The sequence below is a fragment of the Saccharothrix sp. 6-C genome (genome assembly GCF_016695385.1).
In the GTDB taxonomy this organism is placed as follows: Bacteria; Actinomycetota; Actinomycetes; order Mycobacteriales; family Pseudonocardiaceae; genus Actinosynnema; species Actinosynnema texasense.
On the sequence record NZ_CP064192.1, the window covers coordinates 4,950,582 to 4,973,227 of the forward strand.

The following is a 22,646-nucleotide window of genomic DNA, read 5'->3' on the forward strand; positions in this document are numbered from 1 at the left end:
CGCTCGCGGCGCCCACCCCCGTCACGTCACCAGTAGCTGCGCCAGTCGGGCCGCAGCCGGCGGCTCAGGGCCTCCAGGTAGAAGTAGTCGCCCCAGAGGCTCCCCTCGTCCACGCCGACGTCCTTGGGCTTGTCGTAGACGCCGTGCAGGAGCAGCGCGGTGGACCCCGGCTCGCGCGCGGTCGAGTAGGAGGTGGCCAGGCTGTCCAGCATGGCGTCGGCCTCGGCGCGGTAGCGCTGGGCGGCGCCCTGGTCCTCCAGGTGCTCCGCGAGCTCGTACAGGCCGCACGCGGCGATGGCGGCGGCCGAGGAGTCGCGTTCCTGTCCGCTGCCGTCGGTGAACACGAGGTCCCAGTAGGCGATGCGGTCCTCCGGCAGGCGGGTGAGGAAGTAGTCGGCGCAGCGCCTGGCCGCGTCGAGGAACGACTCCCGCCGCGCGTGCCGGTAGCCGAGCGCGAAGCCGTAGACGCCCCACGCCTGCCCGCGGGCCCAGCAGGAGCCGTCCTGGTGGCCCTGCTCGGTGCCGCCGCGCAGGGGTTCGCCGGTCTCCGGGTCCCAGTAGTAGGTGTGGAACGTGGTGCCGTCCGGGCGGATGATGTGCTGCCGCAGCTGCTCGGTGTGGCGGATCGCGGCGTCGGAGTACGACGGCGAGCCGGTCGTCTCGGCCGCCCAGTACAGCAGCGGCACGTTCATCAGGCTGTCGACGATCGTGCGGCCGCGTTGCAGCGGGTTCTCCAGGTCGCCCCAGGCCTGCAGGATGCCCGCCGGTTCCAGGAAGCGGTCCATCAGGTGGTCCGCGGCCTTCAGCGCGGCGTCGCGCGCCCCCTCGTCGCCGAGCAGCCGGTACGGCGTCACGCTGGACAGGGTGTAGAGGAAACCGAGGTCGTGGGTGTCGAGGTCGATCCCGCGCCGGACGCGGTCGGCGAAGCTGTCGACCTGGTGCCGCGCGGCCCGCAGCACGGCGTCGTCGCCGGTGGCCTCCCAGACCAGCCACAGCATCCCCGGCCAGAAGCCGGTGGTCCACCCGACGTTGGCGCCTTCGGGTTGGCCGTCGCGGGCCGTGCGCGGCCGGTACGCGCCCGCGGTGGTCGTGTCGTCCGGGTACCAGGCGGTGAAGTCGGCGATGTTGGCCCGGACGGTCGCCACGGCGGCGTTCCAGGCCACGGCCAGGTGGTCGGTGGTCGGTGCGGCGCGGTCTGCTTCCGCGGACATGGTTCTCCCTCAGAACGGGTGACGGAACGACGGGCGCGGGTCAGCGCGCCGCGGGTCGGGCTCGGAGCCCGGGACGGCGCGGAGGGGCTTCAGGGTCGCGCGGCTGCCCACCCAGACGACGTACAGCGCCGGTCCGGTCAGCAGGGCGAGCGCCGGCACGGGCACGGCGCCGACGGCCGCCGCCAGCACCCACAGCGCCGCCGACGAGACGACGGTGAACTGCGGGCGGCGAAGCGCGAGGAACAGGCAGGCCCGCAGGAGACGCCCCAGCGGCACGTCGGGGTGTTCGACCACGCCGGTGAGCGCCACCAGCGCGGTGACCGCGGCGAGGGCGGCGAGCACGACCAGGACGGGGATGGCGACCGCGCCGACGGGTGAGCCCCAGGCCGCGCGGACGTCGACGGCCAGCACGACCAGGAGGGCGGCCGCGGCGCCGGCCACGATGGCCGACCGGCGGCCGTGCCGGCGCCAGGCGCGCAGGAAACCCCGCACGACCGGCGCGCCGTCGTCCTGCGCGAGGGAGCCGAACACGGCGTGCGCGGCGGCGAAGGCCGGTCCGAGGAACGGGGCCGTCAGCACCAGCAGCGGCCAACTGGCCGTGACGGGCGTGAACAGCAGCACGGCCAGGAACGGCGCGGTGGCGCCCACCACGAGCGCACTGGTGGCCAGCAGCGCGTAGGCGGTGGTGAACACCCGCGCGTAGATCTCGTGCGACACGGTCCTCAGCCCTTCAACCCGCTGGTCGCGACACCCTGGACGAAGTACTTCTGCCCCAGGAGGAACACCACCGCGATCGGCACCACGGACAGCACCGAGCCGGTCATGATCAACGCGTGTTCGGCGTTGTACTCGCTGACGAACGACTTCAGCCCCAGCTGGATGGTCCACAGGTCCGGGTCGCGCAGGTAGATCAGCGGGCCGAGGTAGTCGTTCCAGGTGGTGACGAAGGTGAGCAGGGCCAGGCTGGCCAGCGCGGGCACGGACAGCGGCAGCATGATCCGGAAGTAGATGCCGTACTCGCTCAGGCCGTCCACCCTGGCGGCCTCGCACAGCTCGTCGGGGATGGTCAGGTAGTACTGCCGCATCAGGAACACGCCGAAGGCGCTGAACGCCTGCAGGGCGATGACGGCCCACGGCGTGTTGGTCAGGCCGACCTCGGACATCATGATGAACTGCGGGATCATGTACGCCTGCCACGGCACCGCGATCGTGCCGATGTAGACCAGGAACAGCAGGTTGCGCCCCGGGAAGCGGGCCTTGGCGAACCCGTAGGCGGCGAAGCTGCCGGTGAGCAGCTGGAGCACGGTCACGACCACCGAGAGGAAGACCGTGTTCTTCAGCCACACCAGCATGTCCGAGATCCGCCAGATCTCGACGTAGTTCGCCCACTGCGGCGACTCGGGGAACCAGGTCACCGGGATGGAGAAGACGCCGTTGGCGGTCTTCAGCGAGGAGGACACCATCCAGAAGAACGGCAGCAGCAGGCCGGCCGCCGCCACCACCAGGACGGCGTAGCCCAGGACCTTGCCCGGCGCGGGGAGCCGCGTGCCGCCGCGTCCGGACGGCGCGGCGGGACCGGCTCCGGCCGGCCCTGGCGCGGCGAGGTCGAGCGCGGTGTGCGACGCGGTCATCAGGCGTTCCTCCTGCGGTTGATGACGAACTGCACGACCGTGACCAGCATGCAGAGCGCGAACAGCACGACGGAGATCGCGGAGGCGTAGCCGAACCGGTTCTCCACCAGGCCTTTCTGGTAGATGTACTGGGAGAGCACGAGGGTGGACTGGCCGGGGCCGCCGTTGGTCATCACCAGGATGAGGTCGAAGACCTTGAAGCTGCCGATGGTGAGCATCACGGTGACGAAGAACGTGGTGGGGCGCAGGCACGGCAGCGTGACGTTGCGCAAGCGCGCCCAGGCGTTCGCCCCGTCGATGCGGGCGGCCTCGTGCAGCTCGGGCGGGACGGTCTGCAGGCCGGCGAGGAAGAGGAGCATGTAGTAGCCCATCTCGCGCCAGACGCCGACGATGATCACGGCGGGCATGGCCCAGGTCGAGGACGCGGTCCAGCCGGGCGGGTCGTCGACCCCGAACAGGCCGAGGATCTGGTTGATCGGCCCGGCGTCGCGGCTGAACAGCAGGTTCCACGCGATGGCGATGGCCACGATCGAGGTGACGTAGGGGAAGAACGCGGCGGTGCGGAAGAACGCCACGCCCCGCAGCCTGCGGTTGAGCAGCAGGGCCAGGCCCAGGCTCGTCACCAGCGTGAGCGGGATGTGGAACGCGGAGTAGTACAGGGTGTTGAGCAGCGCGCGGTGGAAGCTCGCGTCGCCGAGCAGGCGGGTGAAGTTGTCCAGCCCGATCCACTTGGCCTTGCCGAAGACGTTCCAGTTGGTGAACGAGATGTAGAACAGCGCGACGACCGGGCCCAGGGTGAGCAGGCCGAAGCCGAGGAAGTTCGGCAGGACGAACGACGCGCCCTGCAATGACCGGCGCGCCCGGTACCACCGCTTCGTCCGGTCCGCGCCGGTGCTGCGCGGACCGCCGACCGTCGTGGTGCTCATCGGCTCTCTGTGCTCCTGCGTAGGGGGTGTGCTGGGGGCGGCGCGGGCCCGGCGGCGCCGGGCCCGCGCCGGGTCGTCACTTGGACTCGAGGACCTCGCTGCGGGCCCGTGCGCCCGCCTTGGCGAGCGCCTCGTCCACCGGGGTGCTCCCGGACATGATCGCCGAGTGCGTCTCCTGCAGGATGTTCTGCAACGCGGCCGTCTGCGGCGAGACGGGGTTCTCCGGGCGGGTGTCGTGGTTGTTGAAGGTGAACAGCGAGAGCTCGTCGGTCGGCACGCCCTGGACCTCGAAGTAGGCCTTGGCCACCTGCTCGGTCAGCGCCGCGGGCGTGATGCCGATGGAGGCCAGCGCGGTGGCGCCGCCCTCCCCCGCCACGTAGGACAGGAACTCCTTGGCCGCCTTGACCTTGTTCTCGTCGATGGCGGCGTTGATGCCCAGGCCGGTGGGGTCGCCGAAGGTGACCGGCTTGTCCTTGGTGCTCGCGTCGCGCTGCGGCGCCGGGGCGAAGCCCCACTTGAACGACTGCGCGGCGCCGGACTTCTGCTGCGCGACGAGGGTGGCGACGTACCAGCTGCCCATCAGCATCGTCGCCGCCTGCTGCGTGCCGAACTGCGCCTGGTACTGCAACGTGTTGGTGGTGGCCGTGCCGTAGTCCACCTGCGCGCCCGACTCCTGCTGCTTCAGTGCCCGCTGGTAGTAGGGCGCGTAATAGCCGTAGTCGCCGCTGTCGAGGTCCGCGCCGGGGGTCTGCGCCAGCGCCAGGCCCTGCACGGTGGACTGCCACACGTGCTGGTAGGCGGCCTTGGCCGGGGAGCCCGCGGTCTTGAGCCCCGCCGAGAGGTCCGCCACGGTCCGCTCGTACTCCGCCCACGTCCACGTCTCGGTGGGCGGCATCACGCCGGCCGCCGCGAAGAGGTCCTTGTTGTAGAAGACGTACCAGGAGTCCTGGCGGTACGGCACGGAGTAGGTGACACCGTCCACTTTGTAGTTGCCCAGGCCGTTCACCTTGTCGCCCAGGCCGTCGGCGACGTCGGAGACGTCCAGCAGCTGCTCGCCGGCCTGGTAGGTGATGAAGTTCTTGAGGGTCTTGTGGGCGAAGACGTCGGGCCCGCTGCCGGCGGCCAGGTCGGCGGTCAGCTGGGTGTCGTAGTTGGTGGCGTCGTACTCCTTGAACTCCACCTTCACGTCGGGGTTGCGCTGGTGGAACCCGTCGGCGAGCTTCTGGAACTCCGGGGTGGAGTTGAGGCTCCACGCGCTCATCGTCAGGGTGACCGGCCCGCCGCTGTCGGCGGCTTCGTCGGCGCCGCAGGCGGTGGCGGTGAGGGTGAGGGCGGTGACGGCGACCGCGAGGGCGGTCCGCCTGGCATGGCGGTGTCGCATGGTCCTTCACTTCCTGGTCGAGCGGTGGGGAGGACGGGGAGTGCTCAGGCGGCGCCGGGTGGCGGACCGCCGGTCAGGACAGCGCGGTGCGGGTCTGCGCGCCGTCGGGCCACCGGGTGGTGACCCAGGTCGTCGTGCCACCGCGCGAGAGCCGCACCTCGGGTTCGGCCGACCAGGGCCGGGCGTCGCGGGTCAGTTCGAGCAGCGCGGCGAACCACTCGCCGGGCAGGACGGGGTGGCGCGTCCACGGCACCGCGGCGACGGGTCCCAGGGGGCTCGCGTCCGCGTGCCGGGACACGCCCGAGTCGGTCGTCTCCCCCAGGAGGACCACGAGCGTCGACTGCGCTCCGCCGTCGCCGCGGGCGCACGGCGGGTCGGTGGCGAGGGTCTCCGGTTCCGCGCCCGCGACGGCCCACCCGGACAGCTCCAGGCTCACCGGCGGGCGGTCGCGGGAAACCTCGTCGACCCGGACCAGGCGCACCTCCCACGGACCGCGGACGAGCGAGTGCACCGCGACCGTCCCGGCGTCGTGGTGGCGGCCCTCCCAGCCCGAACCGTGGTGCTTCTGCGCGTCGTCGGGCTCCAGCCAGCGGACCGGGCCGGACGAGGACGCGGTTCCCACGGTGACCCCGTCGACGTCGAGCACCTCCGTCGGGCCGGGCGCCATGCCGGACCGGTGGGACGCCCGGCCCTCGGCGTCCACCAGGACGACGGCCTGGTCGTGCGGGTCGACCCAGCTGTCGCGGTCCAGCAGCGGACTGGTGGCGGTGGAGTAGCCGAAACGCGCGTACAGCGGCGAGTCGCCCCTGGTGTCGCCGGGGAGGGCGTGGTCCGTGCCGTGGTTGACGATCCGCACGACGCCGTCGGCGGCGGTGCCGCTCACCAGCCAGCCCGGCGCCTCGACCGCCCGCAGGTAGTCGCCCCGCTCGACCGGCAGCGGCAGTTCACCGGTCGCCCACACCGGGTGGTCGGCGGGCAGGACCAACCCGAGCATGCCCTTCACGGCCCAGTACGGCGAGCCGGGGCCCGAGTACGACTGCGCGAGCCGCGGCCACCGGCCGTGCCAGCCGAGCGACAGCAGTCCGCGTTCGTCGAAGCCGTCCCGGTCGACGAAGTGGCGCACGACGCTCGACGCCGCCCGGCGCAGCACCCCCGCCGGGGTGGACGGCACCCCGGCGAGCACCCCGGCCCAGAACGGCGCGCCGGCGGCGAACCGGTAGGTCAGGCTGCGGCCCTGCAGCAGCGGCGACCCGTCGGCGCCGACCAGGTGCACGGCGTCGAGCAGGTAGCGGTCGAGCAGCGCGTCGTCCCGCACCCGGCGGTCCTCGGCGAACCCCGCCGCACCCGGCATCCGCGACCACAGCAGCGGGTAGACGTGCAGCGCCCAGCCCACGTAGTGGTCGAACGAGCGCTCGTGGCCGTCGGCCATCCAGCCGCCCCGGCGGAGGAAGCCGTCGTGGGTGGCGAGGTCCTCGGCGACGTCCTCGGCGGACCAGGGACCGCCGACCGACCGCAGGAACGCCTGCACGACCAGCCGGAACCACACCCAGTTGGTCTGCGGGTAGGTCCGGTCGCCCACCGCGGGGGCGAGGTAGTCGACGAACCGCTCCTGGACGGCCGGGTCGAGCCGGTCCCACAGCCAGGGGCGGGTCAGGTCGAGGGCGAGCGCCAGCGACGCGGCCTCGACCTTGGCCTGACCGTGCTCGTCCAGGCGCACCCAGCGCTCGGGGGACGAGGGGTCGGTGCCCGCCGCGATGCCCTCGGCGTAGAACTCGAGGAGGTTGTCCGGGTCGGCTCCGCGTTCACCCGTGATCCGGAACCCGGCGAGCAGGAAGGTGCGGGCGAAGCCCTCCAGGCCGTCCACCTCGGTCCCGTACCCGCCGGCCGGACCGGGCAGGGTGATGCGCGCGTGCCCCGGCGAGGCGTACGGGCGCACGGCGCGCAGCATGGCGTCGGCCGTGCCGGCCCACTTCTCGCGGGTCCACCCGCCGGGCGGGGTCGGTGGTGCGTCTGCCCTCAGGAGAGGTTCGGGCGGCATGTACTCGTCGTCCTTCTTCGTCGAAGGCGTTCGATCAAAAACAGCACAGTTGCTTTCGTTTTTGATCGCTTTGGCTGTCAAGTAGTAAATACGTGCATGAGCGATCGTGTCAAGACTCACATGAACACGCCGATCCCCCGACCGCCCCGGCCTGCCGCCGTGAGGTGCCTCCGCGAGCCGCCCACATAATTGGGGCCTCGATCAACGACGAGAGGACGTGCGGTGACGAAAGCGCGCAGGGGGCACGGTGGCGCCGGCAGGAAGCGGGTGGCGGTCCGGCCGACCGCGGGACCCCGGCCCGACGCCACGGCGCCGTCGCCCAGCGCCACCGCGGCGGAGGCGTCGTGAGCGCCGAGTCCCGCACGCTCGCCGCGAAGAGGCGCGCGTCGATCCTCGAAGCGCTGCACCGGGACGGCATGGTCCGGATCTCCGACCTCAGCGACAGGATGGGCGTCACCGCCGTGACGCTGCGCCGCGACATCGCCCACCTCGACGGCGAGGGCCTGCTGCGCCGGGTGCACGGAGGCGCCACGCTGCCCACCGCCGAGCTCCTGCCGCCCGCCGCCCAGCCGCTGGACCTCCCGGCGGAGCCCGCGTACTTCGGCGCCGCGGGCATGCTGGTCCCCTCCCTCGACTACTACTGGCCGGAAGTGGTGCGCGGCGCGGAGGAGGAGGCGTCCGCGAACGGCTTGCGGATCCTGCTGCGGGGTTCGTCCTACGAGAGCGCCGACGACCGGCCCCAGCTGGAGCGGCTGCTGGACAACGAGGACGTGTGCGGGCTGATCGCCGCGCCGAGCCTGACCGCTCCGTCGGCGGCGGCCACGATCGAGTGGCTGAGCACCATCGACACCCCGGTCGTGCTCGTCGAGCGCGTCGCGACGGTCGGCCCGCGCCAGGCGGTCGTGGAGTCGGTGGTGTCCGACCACGCCCTGGGCGCGGCCATGGCCGTGCACCACCTCGTGTCCCTGGGCCACCGCAAGGTCGGCATGGTGACCAGCGAGCACAGCCCGACCTCGCCGCACGTGCACCGGGGCTGGCTCGACGCGTGCGCCGAGACCGGCCTCGACCCGCGGTCCACCGTGGACACCGCCGTCCCGGCGCCGGGCACGCCCGGGTGGGACACCGCGCTGGACGGGGTGCTCGACGGGTTGGCCGCCACCGGCACCACGGCGGTGCTCGTGCACGCCGACACCGAGGCGATGGCCCTGGTCCAGCGCGCCGAGCAGCGCGGCATCCAGGTGCCCGCCGGGTTGTCGGTCGTGGCCTACGACGACGAGGTGGCGGCGTTGTTCACCCCGGCGCTCACCGCCGTGCGCCCGGCGCGGCGCTCCATCGGTCGGGCGGCGGTGTCGTTGCTGGCGGCCCGGCTGCACGACCCCGACCGGCCGTCGCACCGGGTGGTGATCACCCCGTCCCTGCGGGTGCGCGGCTCGTCGGTCCCGCCGCCCGACTGACCGCGTCCGCCCGGCTCAGCGGGCCAGCCAGCCGCCGTCGACCGGGAGGACGACGCCGTGCACGTAGTCGGCCGCGCGGGAGCACAGGAACAGCACCGCGCCCGCGATGTCCTCCGGTTCGGCCCAGCGCCCCGCCGGGATGCGCTCGAGGATGGACCGGTTGCGGTCCGGGTCCGAGCGCAGGGCGCCGGTGTTGTCGGTGGCGACGTAGCCGGGCGCGACGGCGTTGACGTTGACGCCGCGCTGCGCCCACTCGTTGGCCAGGGCCTTGGTCAGGCCGGCCACCGCGGACTTCGACGCCGTGTACCCGGGCACGGTGATGCCGCCCTGGAAGCTCAGCATCGACGCGACGTTGACGATCCGGCCCGAGCCGCGGGCCAGCATCACCCGGCCGACGTCGCGCGACAGCGTCCAGGTGGCGCGCAGGTTGACGTCGAGCACGTGGTCGAAGTCGGCGTCGGAGTGCTCGGCGGCGGGCGCGCGGCGGATCGTGCCGCCGTTGTTGACCAGGACGTCCACCTCCCGCCCGGCCAGCAGCGCCCCCAGCTCGGCCACCTGCGCGTGGTCGGCCAGGTCGGTGCGCACGGGGGTGAACACCCGGCCCTCGCCCTCGACCGCGGCCCGCGCCGGGCTGTCGCCCTCGGGCATGGACGAGCCGATGCCGATGACGTCCGCGCCCGCGGCGGCCAGCAGCCGCGCCACGGCCAGCCCGATGCCGCGCCCGGCCCCGGTGACGGCGGCGGTCCTGCCGGTCAGGTCGAGCAGGCCGGCCACCTCCGACGTCATCGCAGCGCCGCCGCGGGGTGCGGGTCCATGTCGTCGAACGCCTGGTTCTCCCCCGCCATGGCCCAGACGAAGCTGTAGGCGGCGGTGCCGACGCCGCTGTGCACCGACCACGGCGGCGAGATCACCGCCTGGCGGTCGGCCACGACCAGGTGCCGGGTCTCGCTCGGCTCACCCATCAGGTGCACCACCCGGGCGTCCTCGGGCAGGCCGAAGTAGAGGTACACCTCCGTGCGGCGCTCGTGGGTGTGCGCGGGCATCGTGTTCCACATGCTGCCCGCGTGCAGCGTCGTCACGCCCATCACGACCTGGCAGCTGCGGACGCCGTTCTCGTGGATGTACTGGGTCAGCGTCCGGCGGTTCGACGTCAGCGGGTCGCCCAGCTCCCGCACGGTGCCGGCGCCCGGCTCCACCAGCACGGTCGGGTGGGCGGTGTGCGCGGGCGCGGAGAACAGGTAGAAGGCGGCGGGCGCGTCGGCGTCGTCGGACGCGAACGACACCTCCTCGACGCCTCGGCCGACGTACAGGCACGCGGTCGGTTCGAGCCGGTGCTCCTCGCCGTCGACGGTCACCGTGCCCGGTCCGCCCACGTTGACGATCCCGGCTTCGCGGCGGTCGAAGAACCGCTCCGACCTCAGCTCCGGGAACGCCGGCAGGCTCAGCGGGCCGCCGCGCGGCAGCGCGCCCACCAGCACGACCCGGTCGTGGTGGCTGTGCACCGCGCGCACCTCGCCGTCGGCGAACAGGTCTTCGACCAGGTAGTGCTGCCGCAGGTCGTCCGTGGTCATGGACGGGACCTGCCGCGGCGCGGTCGCGTAGCGCTGCTCCACGTTGCGTCGCCTTCCTAGAGTCGATCGTTTCACACACTTGATGGCAGGAAACAGTCAATCTCAGACACAAAGGAAGGGCAAGACTGTACAGTTTGCTTGTTACGATCAGTTTCGATCAGGACCACGAGGCGAGCAGGCGGTCATGGCGGACAAACCGGGTGCGGAGGCGAGGGGCGCGATGCTGCCCGCCGCCCGACGGCAGTGGCTGCTGGAGCACTTGGCGGGCCGGGGCGTCGTGCGCATCACGCACATCGCGCAGGCCATGGGCGTCACCCCGGTCACCGTGCGGCGGGACGTGAACGACCTGGCCGCCGAGGGCTTGGTGGAACGGGTGCACGGCGGTGTCAGGCTGGTCGACGACCTGCCCGCCGAAGCCGGGGGCGCGGACGCCACGCCGGCGATCGGGATGGTCGTGCCGTCGCTGGACTACTACTGGCCGGAGGTCATCCGCGGCGCGCAGGACACCGCGCACGAGAAGTGCGCCCGGCTCGTGCTGCGCGGCGCGTCCTACCAGGTCGACGACGTGCGGCACCAGGTCGAGTGGATGATCGGCAGCGGCGCGGTGGACGCGTTGCTCGTCGCACCGCCGACCCGGGGGGCCGGGGCCGAGGAGCTGCTCGCGTGGCTGACGGCCCTGCCCGTGCCGGTGGTGCTGGTGGAGCGCTCGGCGGTGTCCGGCCCCTACCGGCAGCACGTCGAGTCCGTGCGCACCGACCACGCGGCGGGCGCGGAGCTCGCCGTCCGCCACCTGCACGGCCAGGGCCACCGCGGCATCGGGTTGGCGATCAGCGCCACCAGCCCCACCTCCGGGCAGGTCCGCGACGGCTGGCACCACGCGATGACCGACCTCGGCCTGACCCCGGCCCCCGAGGTGAGCGTCGCCGCCTACTACGAGCCGGGCTGGGCGGTCGACGTCGACCGGGTCCTGGACCTGTGCGCCGAGCACCACGCCACCGCGCTGGTCGTGCACTCCGACCGGGAGGCGGTGTCGCTGGTGCAGCGGGCCGAGGAGCGCGGCATCCGGGTGCCCGCCGACCTCTCGGTCGTCGCGTACGACGACGAGGTCGCCCGGTTCGCCCACCCCCCGCTCACCGCCATGCGCCCGCCCAAGTACGCCGTCGGCAGCACCGCCGTGCACCTGGCGCTCGAACGCCTGGCCCAGGGCCCGGACCGGCCGGTGCGCCGGGTGGTCCTCAGCTCCGAACTGCGTGAACGCGCCTCGACCGACGCGCGCACGCGGGCCGTGCGCTGATCGCCGCACGCCGGCAACGCCGACCCGCACACCAGCCGCACGGCTCCGCATCCCCTCCCACGCGCCCCGGCTCATCACCGCACCCCGGCCACACCGTCCCGCACCCCGGCCGCGCTGATCCGGGCGGCGGCCCACGCGGCCGGATCGGCGACGAGCAGCCGTGCCACGTCGGCCGGCGGCAGCGGCACGGCCACGTCGGACATCGTGCACAGCGCGCCGGCCGCGGCCAGGTGGCCCGAGCGCAGGCAGCGGGCCGGCGGGTGGTCGGCCAGCAGGCCCGCCAGGAAACCGGCGGCGAAGGCGTCGCCCGCGCCGACCGGCTCGACGACGTCCACTGCCAACGCGGGTTCGAACACCGGCGCCGAGCCGGCCGCCAGCACGGTCGCGCCGGCCGCCCCCTGCTTGACGACCACCGTGCCGGGCTCCGGCAGCACCTCGCGGACCGCGGCCGGCCCGGACACGCCCCACAGCGCCTCGGCCTCGTCGTCGCCGACCAGGGCGATGTCCGCGCGGGCGGCCAGGGACCGGAGCACCTCCGGCCCGGACGGCCCCCACAGCGCCGGCCGCCAGTTCACGTCGAACGACGTCGTGATCCCGGGGTGGTCCAGCAACGCGCGCACGAGGGCCAGGCAGGACGGCGACAGCGCCGCCGTGATGCCGGTCAGGTGCACGTGCGACACCGCGCCCAGGTCGAGTCGATCGACCAGGTCCGGCCCGAGCGCGGACGCCGCCGAGCCGGCGCGGTAGTAGCGCACCGCGCTGCCGGTCCTGCCCGCTTCCTTGACGTAGAGCCCGGTGGGGCGGGTCGGGTCGACGAGCACGCGCGAGACGTCCACCCCGGCCTGCGCCACGGACGCGACGACCGCCCGCCCGAACGGGTCGTCGCCCACCGCGCTCACCCAGCCGACGGGCACGCCGAGCGCGGCCAGGGCGCAGGCCACGTTGGACTCCGCGCCGCCGACGCCGCGCGTCCAGGCGCGCACCTGCTCGGGAGGCCCGGTTTCGGCGGGGGTGAACACGGCCATGGTCTCGCCAACGCACAGCACCGCGACCACTTCGACTCCTTCGGGCTCAGGCTCGAACAAAACGATCGTAAACGATCAAATAGTGCTTGACCCGACTTAAACGATCGCACATGCTCATCCCGTGCTCTCCCGCTCCGCCCACCGGGCAGGACACCGAAGAGGAGATCGACGACGATGAGCCCTCGCCGGGCACGCCGCCACGTCAGGTCCGAGCCGGACGAGGGCTGGGGCACCAGCCTCGTCTGGTTCGCCAACGCCACCGGCGGCTACCCCGACGCGATCCGCGACCGCCTGGCCGACCTGCTCCACGGTGACGACGGTCTGCGGCTCGACATCGCCCGCTACAACATCGGCGGCGGCAACGCGCCCGACGTGCACGGCGACTACAGGAAACCCGGCGCGACGACGGAGGGCTTCCGGCGGGCGCCGGAGGGCACCACCCGCGAGGACCTCGGCTGGTGGGACCCGGACGACCCTGCCCACCGGGACCTCTCGGCCGACGCGAACCAGCGCTGGTGGGTCGACCGGATCAAGGGCGAGGTCACCCGCTGGGACGCGTTCAGCAACTCGCCGCCGTGGTTCCAGACGGTCAGCGGGTACGTCTCCGGCGGGTTCGACGCCTCCGCCGACCAGATCCGCGCCGACCGCGTGGACGACTTCGCCACCTACCTGGTCACGCAGCTCGGTCCCGACGGCCACCCCACCGGCGGCCGGCAGAGCGTGGTCCTCGCCCTCCGCGAAGCGATGGACGCCTCGGCGCTCGACGCCCGGCCGTCCGCGATGGACGAGACCAGTCCCACTCTCGTCCGCACCGACTGGAACGCCTACGACCCCGAGGGCAGGGCCGCCGTCGACCAGCTCACCGCGCACACCTGCGGCACCGGCCACCGGACGTCGGCGCGCGACATCGCCAAGGGCGCGGACAAGCCGCTCCGGATGAGCGAGGTCGGCGGCACCCCGGGCGCAGGCCAGAGCTTCACCGGCATGGAACCGGGACTGGGGCATCGCCGAGCGGATCGTCGACGACCTGCGCGAGCCGGAACCGTCGGCGTGGTCGCTGTGGCAGGCGATCGAGGACTACAACCCGCAGGCCGACGCGGACGCGCGGTGGCTCATCGAGCCGGTGACCACCGGCGTCGGCAACCGCGAGCGCCACGCGGTGCGGCGCGACGACGGCAAGCGGCTCGCCGACCGGGACGGCGGCCTGGTGCTCGAAGCGGGCGCGCAGAACGACCCCGCCGCCCGGTGGATCATGTCGACCACCGGTGACGGCACCCACACCTTCGTCAACGCCTCCACCGGTCGCCTCTTCGACGTGGTCGGCCAGGGCACGGGCGTGGGCACCCGGGTGGGCGTGCACGCGCCCGACTCGGGGTCGAACCAGCGGTGGGCGGTCGTCGACCGGACTCCGCACGCGGGCTGACGGAACGACCGACGAGAGGACAGGCGATGGTGTCGGACACCGGGCGGGCGACCGCGCCGAAGGCGACCCTGGTGTCCGACACCGTGCTGGACCGGGCCGCGCTGTTCTTCGTGTCCTACGACGGCGTGGTCAACAACAACTCCTTCCAACAAGACGCGATCGTCACCCACGCCGGCCACCAGTACGCGACCTGGTACACCGGCAGCCGCCACGCCGTCGTGGCGCGCAGGCGGCTCGACGGCGAGTGGGAGAAGGTGGTGCTGCCACACCGGTTGAGCGTCGACGACTCGCACAACGTGATCTCGCTCGGCATCTCCCCGCGGGACGGGACGCTGCACGTCGCGATGGACACGCACGACAACCGCGTCTTCTACGTGCGGTCGACCCCCGGCCTCACCACCCGACCGCTCCCCTGGGACGCGTCGGCGTTCGGCGCGGTGCGACGGACCCTCGACGGCGTCGACCCGGGTGACATCACGTACCCGCAGTTCGTGGTGACCCCCGAGGGCGTCCTCCAGCTGAGCTACCGCACGGGGTGCTCGGGCAACGGTGTCAACGAGCTGGCCGAGTACCGCGACGGCGGCTGGACCCGCCTGGGCGCGTGGAGTTCCGCCACCGGCGACTACACCGGGCCGAACGGCGTCGTGTCCACGACGCGCAACATGTACCTGCACGGCCTGGACTACGACCGCGGCGGGCGGCTGCACGCCGCGTTCACGTGGCGCGAAGGCGACAGCGGCGTCCTGCACGCCCCCGGCGGCCTGGCCAACCACGACACGGGTTACGTCTACAGCGACGACCGCGGCCGCACGTGGCGCAACGACGCGGGAACCGTCGTGGGCACGACCGGCGGGACGCCCGTGGCCGTCTCCTCCCCCGGCGTCCTCGTCGACCGCCTCGACCCCGACCACGCGCTCATGAACCAGGAGAGCCAGGCCGTCGACTCGACCGGCACGCCCCACGTGGTGATCAGCTCCGTGCCGGAGCGGCTCGTCCCCCGCGTCTCGGACTACGCGGCGCAACGGGCGCGGCACGCCCGCACCTTCCACCTGACCCGCGCGGACGGCGCCTGGACCAAGCGGGAGGTGCCCGTGCCGCCGCACAGCACCCAACGCACGAAACTCGTCCTCGACCGCGCCGACAACGCCTACCTGGTGATGCCCCGCGGCCGCATCGTGGCGGCGGGCAGGGCGAGCGGCTGGACCGACTGGGCCGTGCTCTTCGACGACCCGTCGCTGGCCGCGTTCGGCGAGGTCAACGTCGACCGGACCCGCGTCGCGACCGACGGCGTCCTGTCCGTGCAGTACCAACAGGCCTCGTCGGGCACCACGCCGTCCCCGATCCGGGTCGCGGACTTCCGGTTGGGCTGAGGGGACCGGGCTGTCAACGCGAAAATCGGGGTGCGCCGACCGACCGATCGGTCTCCCGTACCCCTATTACTCCAGACGAAATGCCCGTGCCGTGCGAATGCACGAAAGGATGGAAGCGAATCCGCAGGACATGCGGGGCGACCCGTCCCCTTCGGATGATCTTCCGGCGATGCGCGGCTACCGTTTCCGTCCCACGTACTAGGTTCCGGGTCGTCGAACGCTGTTGGTGGTGCCGCCTACCCGGATCGACTCCTACCCTGGTGAAGGGGCGTTGCACGTGCGGTTCGTCGGGCGCTCGCCCCAGGTGACCTGATCACGCAGTCGATGTCGGGGAGTGGTGAACCGATCGTGCCGGTGGAGCAGAACTCGACCAACGAAATGGACGGCACGGTTACCGGGGTGATCGTGCAATCAGGCACGGTCCACGGCGGCGTGCACATCACGACCCCGATCTCGACCCCGGAAATCCCGCACCAACTGCCGCCCGCACCGGCGTTCTTCACCGGTCGGGCCCATGAAAGCGCAGAGGTCGACGCAGCGGCTTCGGACGTGTCCGGACGACCCGCCCTGGTCGTCATCTCGGGACCGGGCGGCGTCGGGAAGTCCGCGCTCGCGCTGCGTTGGCTCCACACGAATGCGCAACGCTTCCCGGACGGGCAGCTCTACGCTGACCTGGGTGCCTTCGGCACCGGGACCCCGGTGTCGCCGAGCCACGTACTGCCGCGGTTCCTGCGGGCGATGGGCGTCCGCGTCGACGACATTCCGGTCGACCTGGCCGACCAGTCCGCGTTGTTCCGCTCCGTGACCTCGAAAAAGCGTGTTGCGGTGTTGGCCGACGACGCGGAGTCCGTCGCGCAGGTTCGGCCGCTGCTGCCTGCCGCCGGCGGGGTTGTGGTGGTCACGAGCCGCTGGAGGTTGGCCGGACTGGCGCTGGACGGCGCACGCCTGATCCTGGTGGACGCGCTGGACATCGACGCGGGAGTCGCCCTGCTCTCCCACGCGTTGGGTCATGACCGGATCGCCGGTGAGCCCGACCAGGCCCGTGACGTCGTCGCGATGTGCGCCGGGTTGCCGCTCGCCCTGCGGCTCGTGGCGGCTCGCATGGCAACCAAACCCCGGTGGCCGCTGGCGCGGGTGGCCGATTCGCTGTCCGACGAGCGCAAGCGGTTGTCGGTGCTGGCCGTGGCGGGTGAGCTTCCGGTGGGAACGAGCTTCGACCTCTCCTACCGCGAGCTGACGCCGCCCGCAGCCCGTCTGTACCGACTCCTCGGCCTGTACCCGGGCAACGAGTTCGGCGTCGGTGTGGCCGGCGCGACGGCCGACGTGCCGGAGGAAGAAGCCGAACGACTGCTCGACGAACTGTTGGACGCAAGCCTACTGATCGACCGTGGCCCCGACACCTACCGGTTCCACGACCTGCTGCGCCTGCACGCGGCACGCCACGCGGACGACCAAGAAAGCCCGGACGAACGCGAGCGCGCGGCGCACCGCATGGTGCTCTGGCACCTCGACCACGCGATCGCGGCCGATCTCGTGGTGATGCCGCTCAGACAGCGGTGGGGGCCCAGATCCGAGGTGATCCGGCAACGCCCGCCCGCGTTCGCGAACCCCCGGGACGCGCTGGACTGGCTGGATCGCCATCACGCCGGCACGATCGCCGTGCTCCGCACCGCAGTGGGTCGTTTCGACAACGAGGGTTGGCAGATCTGCGAGGCGTTGTGGTCGCTGTATCACAACCGGCGTCCGCCGCTCGTTGATTGGTTGGCCTCGCACGAACCGGGCTTGGAATCCGCGCGCCGTACCGGCAACGGGATCGCCGAAGCACGCATGCACGTGCAGCTGGGTTACGGGCGGCTCACGGCGGAAGCGTTCGATATGGCCACCGAGCACTTCACCGCGGCGCTTGATCTGGGCAGGTCCGCCCGTCATCGCGACACCGAGGCCACGGCCTTGGAACACCTCGGTGTCGCGGCCAAGGGCGCGGGTGACCTCGATCAGGCGCTGGACCACTTCGCTGCGGCCCTCACGATCGCCGAGGAGCTCGGGCACACCCGCAGCGCCGTCCTGCTGTTGCGCAGACTCGGGGAGACGCTGTGCGACGCGAACCGTGTCGCCGACGCATTCACCCCGCTGCGTCGGGCCGAGAACCTCGCGGAAGGGTTGGGCGACCGCGTGCTGCGGGCACGTGTCTCACTGAGCCTGGCCACCGCGCACATCCGGTCCGGAAGCGCCACCGACGCGATCACGGTGTTGGAGGAGGTGGTGGACACCCTCCACTCGACCGGCGCCGACCACTACCGCGCGGAAGCGCTGGAAGCGCTCGCCGACGCGCACCTGGGTGTCGATGACCCCGCCGGTGCACGTCGGCATCTCGAAGCGGCGCTCGTGCTCTACGACCGATCGCCGGGGCCACGGTCCGCGAAGGCGCGAGCACGACTGGAGGCGCTCGGCCGAGACCCGGGAGGCACAGCGCCCGAGCCACCGGACGTGGCGTCGAAGTAGCCGAACAATCCCACCCGTTCGACCGCTGCCGTGCCCGGTCCCCGCCGCCTGCAGCGGATCCCACGTCCTCGCACCCCGATGACGCAGTGCCGGTCGCCGCACTGGGCGACCACCACCGTGACGCCGGGGAACGCGGACATCAGCCGGCCGACCTTGTCCCGTGCCCGGTCGCACCCGTCTTGCGGCACGCCTACCAGGACGTCCGCGATCGACAGCCATCCGCCATCATCGGTTTCCTCGTGCGCGAGGACGAGCCGGTCGATGCCCCAGTCGATCAGGACGACCCCGACGCCGGCGACCCTGCTCAACACGCCTTCCCCAGACCGTCGAACGGGTGGCTGATCGGGACCGGTAGAGGCACCGGGTGCACCGGGGCAGGTCTGGTCGGCTCGGGCAGGCCGAGCACTTCGTAGGCGGTCCGCCGCACGAGGGCTGCGGCCTGCCCGGGACGCGACGTGACGAGGTCGCCCAACTCCGAACGACCGGTCCGGTGCGCCGAGCACGCCTCGCGGAGCTGACAGGCCAGATCGCGGTCGTCCAACGCGTGTGCGAGGCGCCTCACCACGGAGGCCACGCTGCCCGGTGCCTCGTCCCGCTCCGAGGACCGGTTCACGAGCACGGGCACACCGAGCGCAGCCGCGTAGACGGTGACCGAGCCGTGGTCCCCGATGACCGCGTCGGCGGCGACGACGGCGGCGCGCCAGCCATCCTCGGGCGGGAGCAGGGCGTGACCGGCGTCGAGGTAGTCGGCGAACCAGGACCTCACCTGCCAGGCCCCGTGCATCGCCCACACAATCGGATGCACGGCCGTGACTACCCGGTACCGATCCGCGGGCAGGTCTGCGGTCAGCCGCGCGACCAGGTCCGATTCGCTGCCCAGCAACGAGAGCGATGACCACGTTGAGCTGACCACCACGAGTTGCTGTCCACGCCGGACGCCGAGCGCCTCACGGTACCGCGCCCGGCGCGGCAGGCTGGCGCGCAGACGGTCGAAGCACAGGTCTCCGGCTACCACCGCGCGCGGCACGGCCTCCGGACAGCCGTCCCTCAGCCTGGCCAACTCCGTCTCGTGCGTCAGCAGCAAGGCCGAGGGCACGACCCGCCCGTCCCGCACGAGGAGTTCACGCGTCAACCCGCGGCCAGGCGGGATCTCGCCCTCTCTGTCGTCCCACGGGCTCAACCTCGACTTGACCAAGCCCACCCCGTGCGGCGACAGCACCACCGGCGCCGGGATCCGGTGGATCTCCTGGAAGCTCGCCGCCAGCGCGAGGTCGAACCGCATGCGCACGACCTGCTCCCACGGCAGCACCACCCCGCCCAAGCTTCGTACGTACTCGTCCGCGCCGTGCCACGCGTCGGGCATCGACGGAACCGTGAAGACCACCTGCAGCCGTTGGTCACCGGCCAAGAGCTGCAGAAGGTCGACAAGCCGGGTGCCGGCCGTCACGTGCGGCACCACCACGAGCACCACACGGCACCCCTTCCGCGTCACCCACCGATCGGCACCCGGACTTCCGGGCGCCATCACCCACCCCTGGAACACGCACATTTGCGGCCTCCCCGACCAAATAGCGGATGACCAGAGCGTGCCGCGCCGTCTTTTCATCCAGCCGTCAGGTGTCCCGGCGCAGCTCAGGCCGGCGCGGGCGACGGCGGATGTCATCTTTCCGACACATTCACCAGTCGGTGTCATCGGCCTATCAGCCGACTATCACGTTCGACCGAACGAACGCATTGCACCCGGATCGATGTGGGGGCAGACTGTTATTCAACGACGCCGGGGGTGTCGCACGTGGAGATTCGATTCGCGATACTGGGGCCGACCGCCGTGCGCGTGGACGGTCGGCTCAACGGGGAGTGGGGAGCTTTGAAGCTCCGCGCGCTGCTGGGCGCGTTGCTGGCACGACCTGGGTCTGCCCTGCCGTCAACCGAGCTGGTCGACTGGGTTTGGAGTGCCGGCGACGAGTTGCCGAACGATCCCACACAGGCTCTGTACCTGTATGCGTCGAGAATCCGTAGATTCCTCAAGGAATCCGGGACGAGTGTCGACATATTCGTGGACAACCGGAATTTTCGACTCGACGTGGATCCATTGACGATCGACTACTTCCAGTTTCGGGAGCAGGTTCACCGTGCTCGCGCGCACGCCCGCGGAGGCGAACACCACCGGGCGCTCGACATCATCACCGAGGCATTCCGGATGTGGCGGCAACAGCCCCTGGTCGACGCGGTTGGCGACGCCGCGGACGCATGGCGACGCCGCATCACGAAGGATGTGCTGTTACCTGCTTACGACACGCTGTTCGCCCAGCAGCTCGCGGTGGGCGAGCCCGACGCGGTGATCGCCCGGCTCGACGAGCTCGCCGTGGACCACCGGTCGCACCTGGCGTTGTTCAAACGACGGCTCCAAGCCCTGTATGCGTTGTCGCGCCACGACGAGGCGACCGAAGAGTTCCTGGCCGTGCACAAGACCATCAGCGCCGACTTCGATGACATCGGTGCCCGCGACCTGCGCGAGTTCCACGACCGGCTGAAGGAGAACGGGCTCACCACCGCACCGCACACCGTCACAGCCCGCAGGCCCAACCAACTTCCCCCTCCGCTGCCCAAGCTGGTCGGCCACGAAAACCTGCTGGCGTGGTTGGACTCGGTGACGACCAACCCGTGCCTGGTCGTCGTCGACGGCCCCGGCGGCGTCGGCAAGACGGCACGCGTCGTGCACTGGGCGCACTCCCGGCTCGACCGCTTTCCCGACGGGTTGCTCTTCGCCGACCTCCACGGCTTTTCGGACAGCCCTACCGTCGACACGTCGGCGGTCGTGGACCAGTTCCTGGAGGCACTGGGTGGTGTCCCGGACCGGGTCACGGAACCCGGTCGGCGAGCAGCGCGGTTGCAGTCCATGCTCAACGGGCGACGGGTGCTGGTGGTGCTCGACAACGCGGGCCGCACCGATCACGTGCGACCACTGCTGCCCCTGCTGTCCTCCAGCGTCGTGATCGTCACGAGCCGGTCACACCTGTCCGGGCTGGCCGTGCGGCACGCACCCCACCGCTTCACGGTCGAACCGCTCGACGCCGAGCAGTCCGTCCGCCTGCTCAGCGAACACCTCGGGCCGCGGGCGATGACGCAGCCACGACAACTCCAGGACCTCGCCGACCGGTGCGGCGGGTTGCCACTGGGCCTCGCCACGTTGGCCAACTACATCGCCATCCGCCCCCTCACCTCGCTCGCGGACTTCGTCGACCAACTCGACGAGCTGACGTTGCTGGACATCGGGGCGATCGGCGACGGCGCGAACCACGGTCTGCGGGCCGTCTTCGGGCAGTCGGTCCGCGCGCTCGCGCCGGAAGCGCAGCGGTTGTTCCGGCTGCTCGGCGCCCACCCCGGACCGGACTTCGGCGTGGGCGTGGCGGCAGCCCTGCTGGACGCGGAGCCGCGACACGCCCGCCTGGTTCTGGACGGGCTGGTGGAGGCGCATCTGCTGGAGCAGCAAGGCCCCTCGGACCGATTCCGGTTCCACGACCTGGTGAAGGACTTCGCCATCGGCCTCATCACGAGCGCCGATGAGCGGCGTGACACGGAGTCTCGCGTGCTGTCGTACTACTTCCGCAGCTCGGAGAACGCCGACAAGGCGGTGTTCCCGACCCAGGCGCGCGTGCGCACCGACCCGATCTTCGCCACCCACCACGTCGCGGAGTTCCCCGATGAGGTGTCGGCCCGGTTGTGGTGCCTCGCCGAGATGCCGAACCTCATGGCGATCATCCGCTCGTTCTCGACCCCTGGTCACGGCGAGATGGGCGTGCAGCTGGCCCAGATCGTCAACCTGGCCGGACAGCCGCTTCTGAGACACGGCGCGTTCCCCGAAGTGCTCGCCCTCCTCCAGGCCGGGTACGCCGCCGTCGCCCATGACGAGTCGACCATCGAGCCGCAGGCGGATGCGCTCCAAGCCATCGCACTGCTCCACCTCCTGCGCCGCAACTTCGCCGAAGCGGAGCACTACGCGCACTTGGCGCACATCAAGTACCGCCTGATAGACGACGAAGTGGGTATCGCCGCGTGCCTGCACACCACCGCCCGCATCATGGTCGAAACCGGCAACACGCTGATCGGGATCGACTCGCACGAGCGGGCCTTGCGCATGATCCGCCGCACTGGGGAGACGGGTCTCGAGACCACGTTCCTCTACCGAGCGGCCGAGGCCTACCAGCAGGCCACCGAGTACGGGAAAGCAGCCGCCTACTACCGCGAAGCACTTTCCCTGGCACGCGACCTGCATGACACCACGGCGGAAGGACGCGTGCTGACGTTGCTCGGCTCCCTCAGCTTCGCCAAGGAGCAGACGTCCGAGGCTCGTGATTTTCTCCACGAAGGTCTGCGGCTGCTGGAGCGGGCACACGACCTCGGCACCGCCGCCATGGCGTGTCACCTGCTGTCGCAGGTCGAATTGGAATGCGATCGGGTCCGCGAGGCGATCGAGTTCGGCCGCCAGGCACTCCGGTTGAGTCGGCGCGCTTTCGACCCGAAAATCGAGGGTGACTCACTGGAGACGCTCGCCGTCGCCCTGCGGCGTCTCGGACGCAGAGACGCCGCCGTCGAGGCTTACGAACAGGCACGAGACATCTTCGACGACCTCGACGCCGAACGGGCGAGGCGAATTCGACGAACGCTCGACATCTTTATCACCCAAACGGTCGAACCACCTGTCGCCCGGGCCGACTCGGACGCGCAAAGTCGCCCTAGTGAACCCTACCGAGGGTAGCGATCACGATCGGGTGTCACCTTGAGGAGTTAGCTGCAGCAGGCCCTTGACCAGCGGGGTT

The 22,646-nt window shown here is 71.7% G+C and carries 17 protein-coding genes; 7 read left to right on the forward strand and 10 right to left on the reverse strand.

Features of this window, described 5'->3' with window-relative positions; translation table 11 throughout:
• Positions 1–26 precede the first annotated feature (26 nt).
• The 6 genes from IOD16_RS20645 to IOD16_RS20670 form a co-directional block, all read right to left on the reverse strand.
• Complete coding sequence (locus tag IOD16_RS20645) at positions 27–1,211, reverse strand: glycoside hydrolase family 88 protein (RefSeq protein ID WP_201435745.1); 1,185 nt, start codon at positions 1,209–1,211, stop codon at positions 27–29.
• A 9-nt stretch (positions 1,212–1,220) separates the two neighbouring features.
• Positions 1,221–1,928 carry a DUF624 domain-containing protein gene (locus IOD16_RS20650; RefSeq protein WP_201435746.1) on the reverse strand — a complete coding sequence of 236 codons (708 nt, stop codon included), beginning with the start codon at positions 1,926–1,928 and terminating at the stop codon, positions 1,221–1,223.
• Positions 1,929–1,933: 5 nt separating this feature from the next.
• Positions 1,934–2,842: a carbohydrate ABC transporter permease gene (locus IOD16_RS20655; protein WP_201435747.1), complete on the reverse strand. Its 909-nt coding sequence runs from the start codon at positions 2,840–2,842 to the stop codon at positions 1,934–1,936.
• The gene (locus IOD16_RS20660; protein ID WP_201435748.1) at positions 2,842–3,768 is read right to left on the reverse strand and encodes a carbohydrate ABC transporter permease; all 927 of its coding nucleotides are present in this window, start codon (positions 3,766–3,768) and stop codon (positions 2,842–2,844) included. Before IOD16_RS20660 ends, IOD16_RS20655 begins: the two co-directional genes overlap by 1 nt.
• 76 nt (positions 3,769–3,844) lie before the next feature.
• Positions 3,845–5,149 carry an ABC transporter substrate-binding protein gene (locus tag IOD16_RS20665; RefSeq protein WP_201435749.1) on the reverse strand — a complete coding sequence of 435 codons (1,305 nt, stop codon included), beginning with the start codon at positions 5,147–5,149 and terminating at the stop codon, positions 3,845–3,847.
• Between the two features lie 73 nt (positions 5,150–5,222).
• A complete protein-coding gene (locus IOD16_RS20670) occupies positions 5,223–7,187 on the reverse strand; it encodes a DUF2264 domain-containing protein (RefSeq protein ID WP_201435750.1) in 1,965 nt (654 codons plus the stop codon).
• A 344-nt stretch (positions 7,188–7,531) separates the two neighbouring features.
• Here IOD16_RS20670 and IOD16_RS20675 point away from each other — a divergent pair, with 344 nt between their 5' ends.
• Positions 7,532–8,641, forward strand: a complete 1,110-nt coding sequence (locus tag IOD16_RS20675) for a substrate-binding domain-containing protein (protein ID WP_236594246.1) — start codon at positions 7,532–7,534, stop codon at positions 8,639–8,641.
• Between the two features lie 15 nt (positions 8,642–8,656).
• Here the strand turns inward: IOD16_RS20675 and IOD16_RS20680 are convergent, their stop codons facing one another.
• Together IOD16_RS20680 and kduI are read right to left on the reverse strand one after the other, a co-directional pair.
• The gene (locus IOD16_RS20680) at positions 8,657–9,427 is read right to left on the reverse strand and encodes an SDR family oxidoreductase (RefSeq protein ID WP_201435751.1); all 771 of its coding nucleotides are present in this window, start codon (positions 9,425–9,427) and stop codon (positions 8,657–8,659) included.
• Complete coding sequence (gene kduI / locus IOD16_RS20685) at positions 9,424–10,212, reverse strand: 5-dehydro-4-deoxy-D-glucuronate isomerase (RefSeq protein ID WP_201435752.1); 789 nt, start codon at positions 10,210–10,212, stop codon at positions 9,424–9,426. The genes IOD16_RS20680 and kduI overlap by 4 nt, the downstream gene beginning before the upstream one ends.
• A gap of 184 nt (positions 10,213–10,396) precedes the next feature.
• Between kduI and IOD16_RS20690 the strand changes: the two genes are divergently transcribed.
• On the forward strand, positions 10,397–11,506 hold the full coding sequence (locus IOD16_RS20690; protein WP_236594247.1) for a LacI family DNA-binding transcriptional regulator: 1,110 nt from the start codon (positions 10,397–10,399) through the stop codon (positions 11,504–11,506).
• A gap of 74 nt (positions 11,507–11,580) precedes the next feature.
• On the opposite strand, the gene IOD16_RS20695 is transcribed toward IOD16_RS20690, so the two are convergent.
• Positions 11,581–12,552, reverse strand: a complete 972-nt coding sequence (locus IOD16_RS20695) for a sugar kinase (RefSeq protein WP_201441476.1) — start codon at positions 12,550–12,552, stop codon at positions 11,581–11,583.
• Positions 12,553–12,705: 153 nt separating this feature from the next.
• On the opposite strand from IOD16_RS20695, the gene IOD16_RS20700 reads away from it, so the two are divergent.
• The 4 genes from IOD16_RS20700 to IOD16_RS20715 all read left to right on the forward strand — a co-directional run bounded on the left by IOD16_RS20700 (position 12,706) and on the right by IOD16_RS20715 (position 17,826).
• On the forward strand, positions 12,706–13,800 hold the full coding sequence (locus IOD16_RS20700) for a hypothetical protein (RefSeq protein WP_201435753.1): 1,095 nt from the start codon (positions 12,706–12,708) through the stop codon (positions 13,798–13,800).
• Positions 13,784–13,954, forward strand: coding sequence for an RICIN domain-containing protein (locus IOD16_RS20705; protein WP_328809349.1), 171 nt, complete (start codon positions 13,784–13,786; stop codon positions 13,952–13,954). The genes IOD16_RS20700 and IOD16_RS20705 overlap by 17 nt, the downstream gene beginning before the upstream one ends.
• 26 nt (positions 13,955–13,980) lie before the next feature.
• A complete protein-coding gene (locus IOD16_RS20710) occupies positions 13,981–15,324 on the forward strand; it encodes a BNR repeat-containing protein (RefSeq protein WP_201435755.1) in 1,344 nt (447 codons plus the stop codon).
• Between the two features lie 348 nt (positions 15,325–15,672).
• Positions 15,673–17,826 carry a tetratricopeptide repeat protein gene (locus IOD16_RS20715; RefSeq protein ID WP_201435756.1) on the forward strand — a complete coding sequence of 718 codons (2,154 nt, stop codon included), beginning with the start codon at positions 15,673–15,675 and terminating at the stop codon, positions 17,824–17,826.
• Positions 17,827–18,130: 304 nt separating this feature from the next.
• Here the strand turns inward: IOD16_RS20715 and IOD16_RS20720 are convergent, their stop codons facing one another.
• Positions 18,131–19,489: a hypothetical protein gene (locus IOD16_RS20720; protein WP_236594249.1), complete on the reverse strand. Its 1,359-nt coding sequence runs from the start codon at positions 19,487–19,489 to the stop codon at positions 18,131–18,133.
• 129 nt (positions 19,490–19,618) lie between these two features.
• Between IOD16_RS20720 and IOD16_RS20725 the strand changes: the two genes are divergently transcribed.
• Positions 19,619–22,585, forward strand: coding sequence for an ATP-binding protein (locus tag IOD16_RS20725; RefSeq protein WP_201435757.1), 2,967 nt, complete (start codon positions 19,619–19,621; stop codon positions 22,583–22,585).
• Positions 22,586–22,646 lie beyond the last annotated feature (61 nt).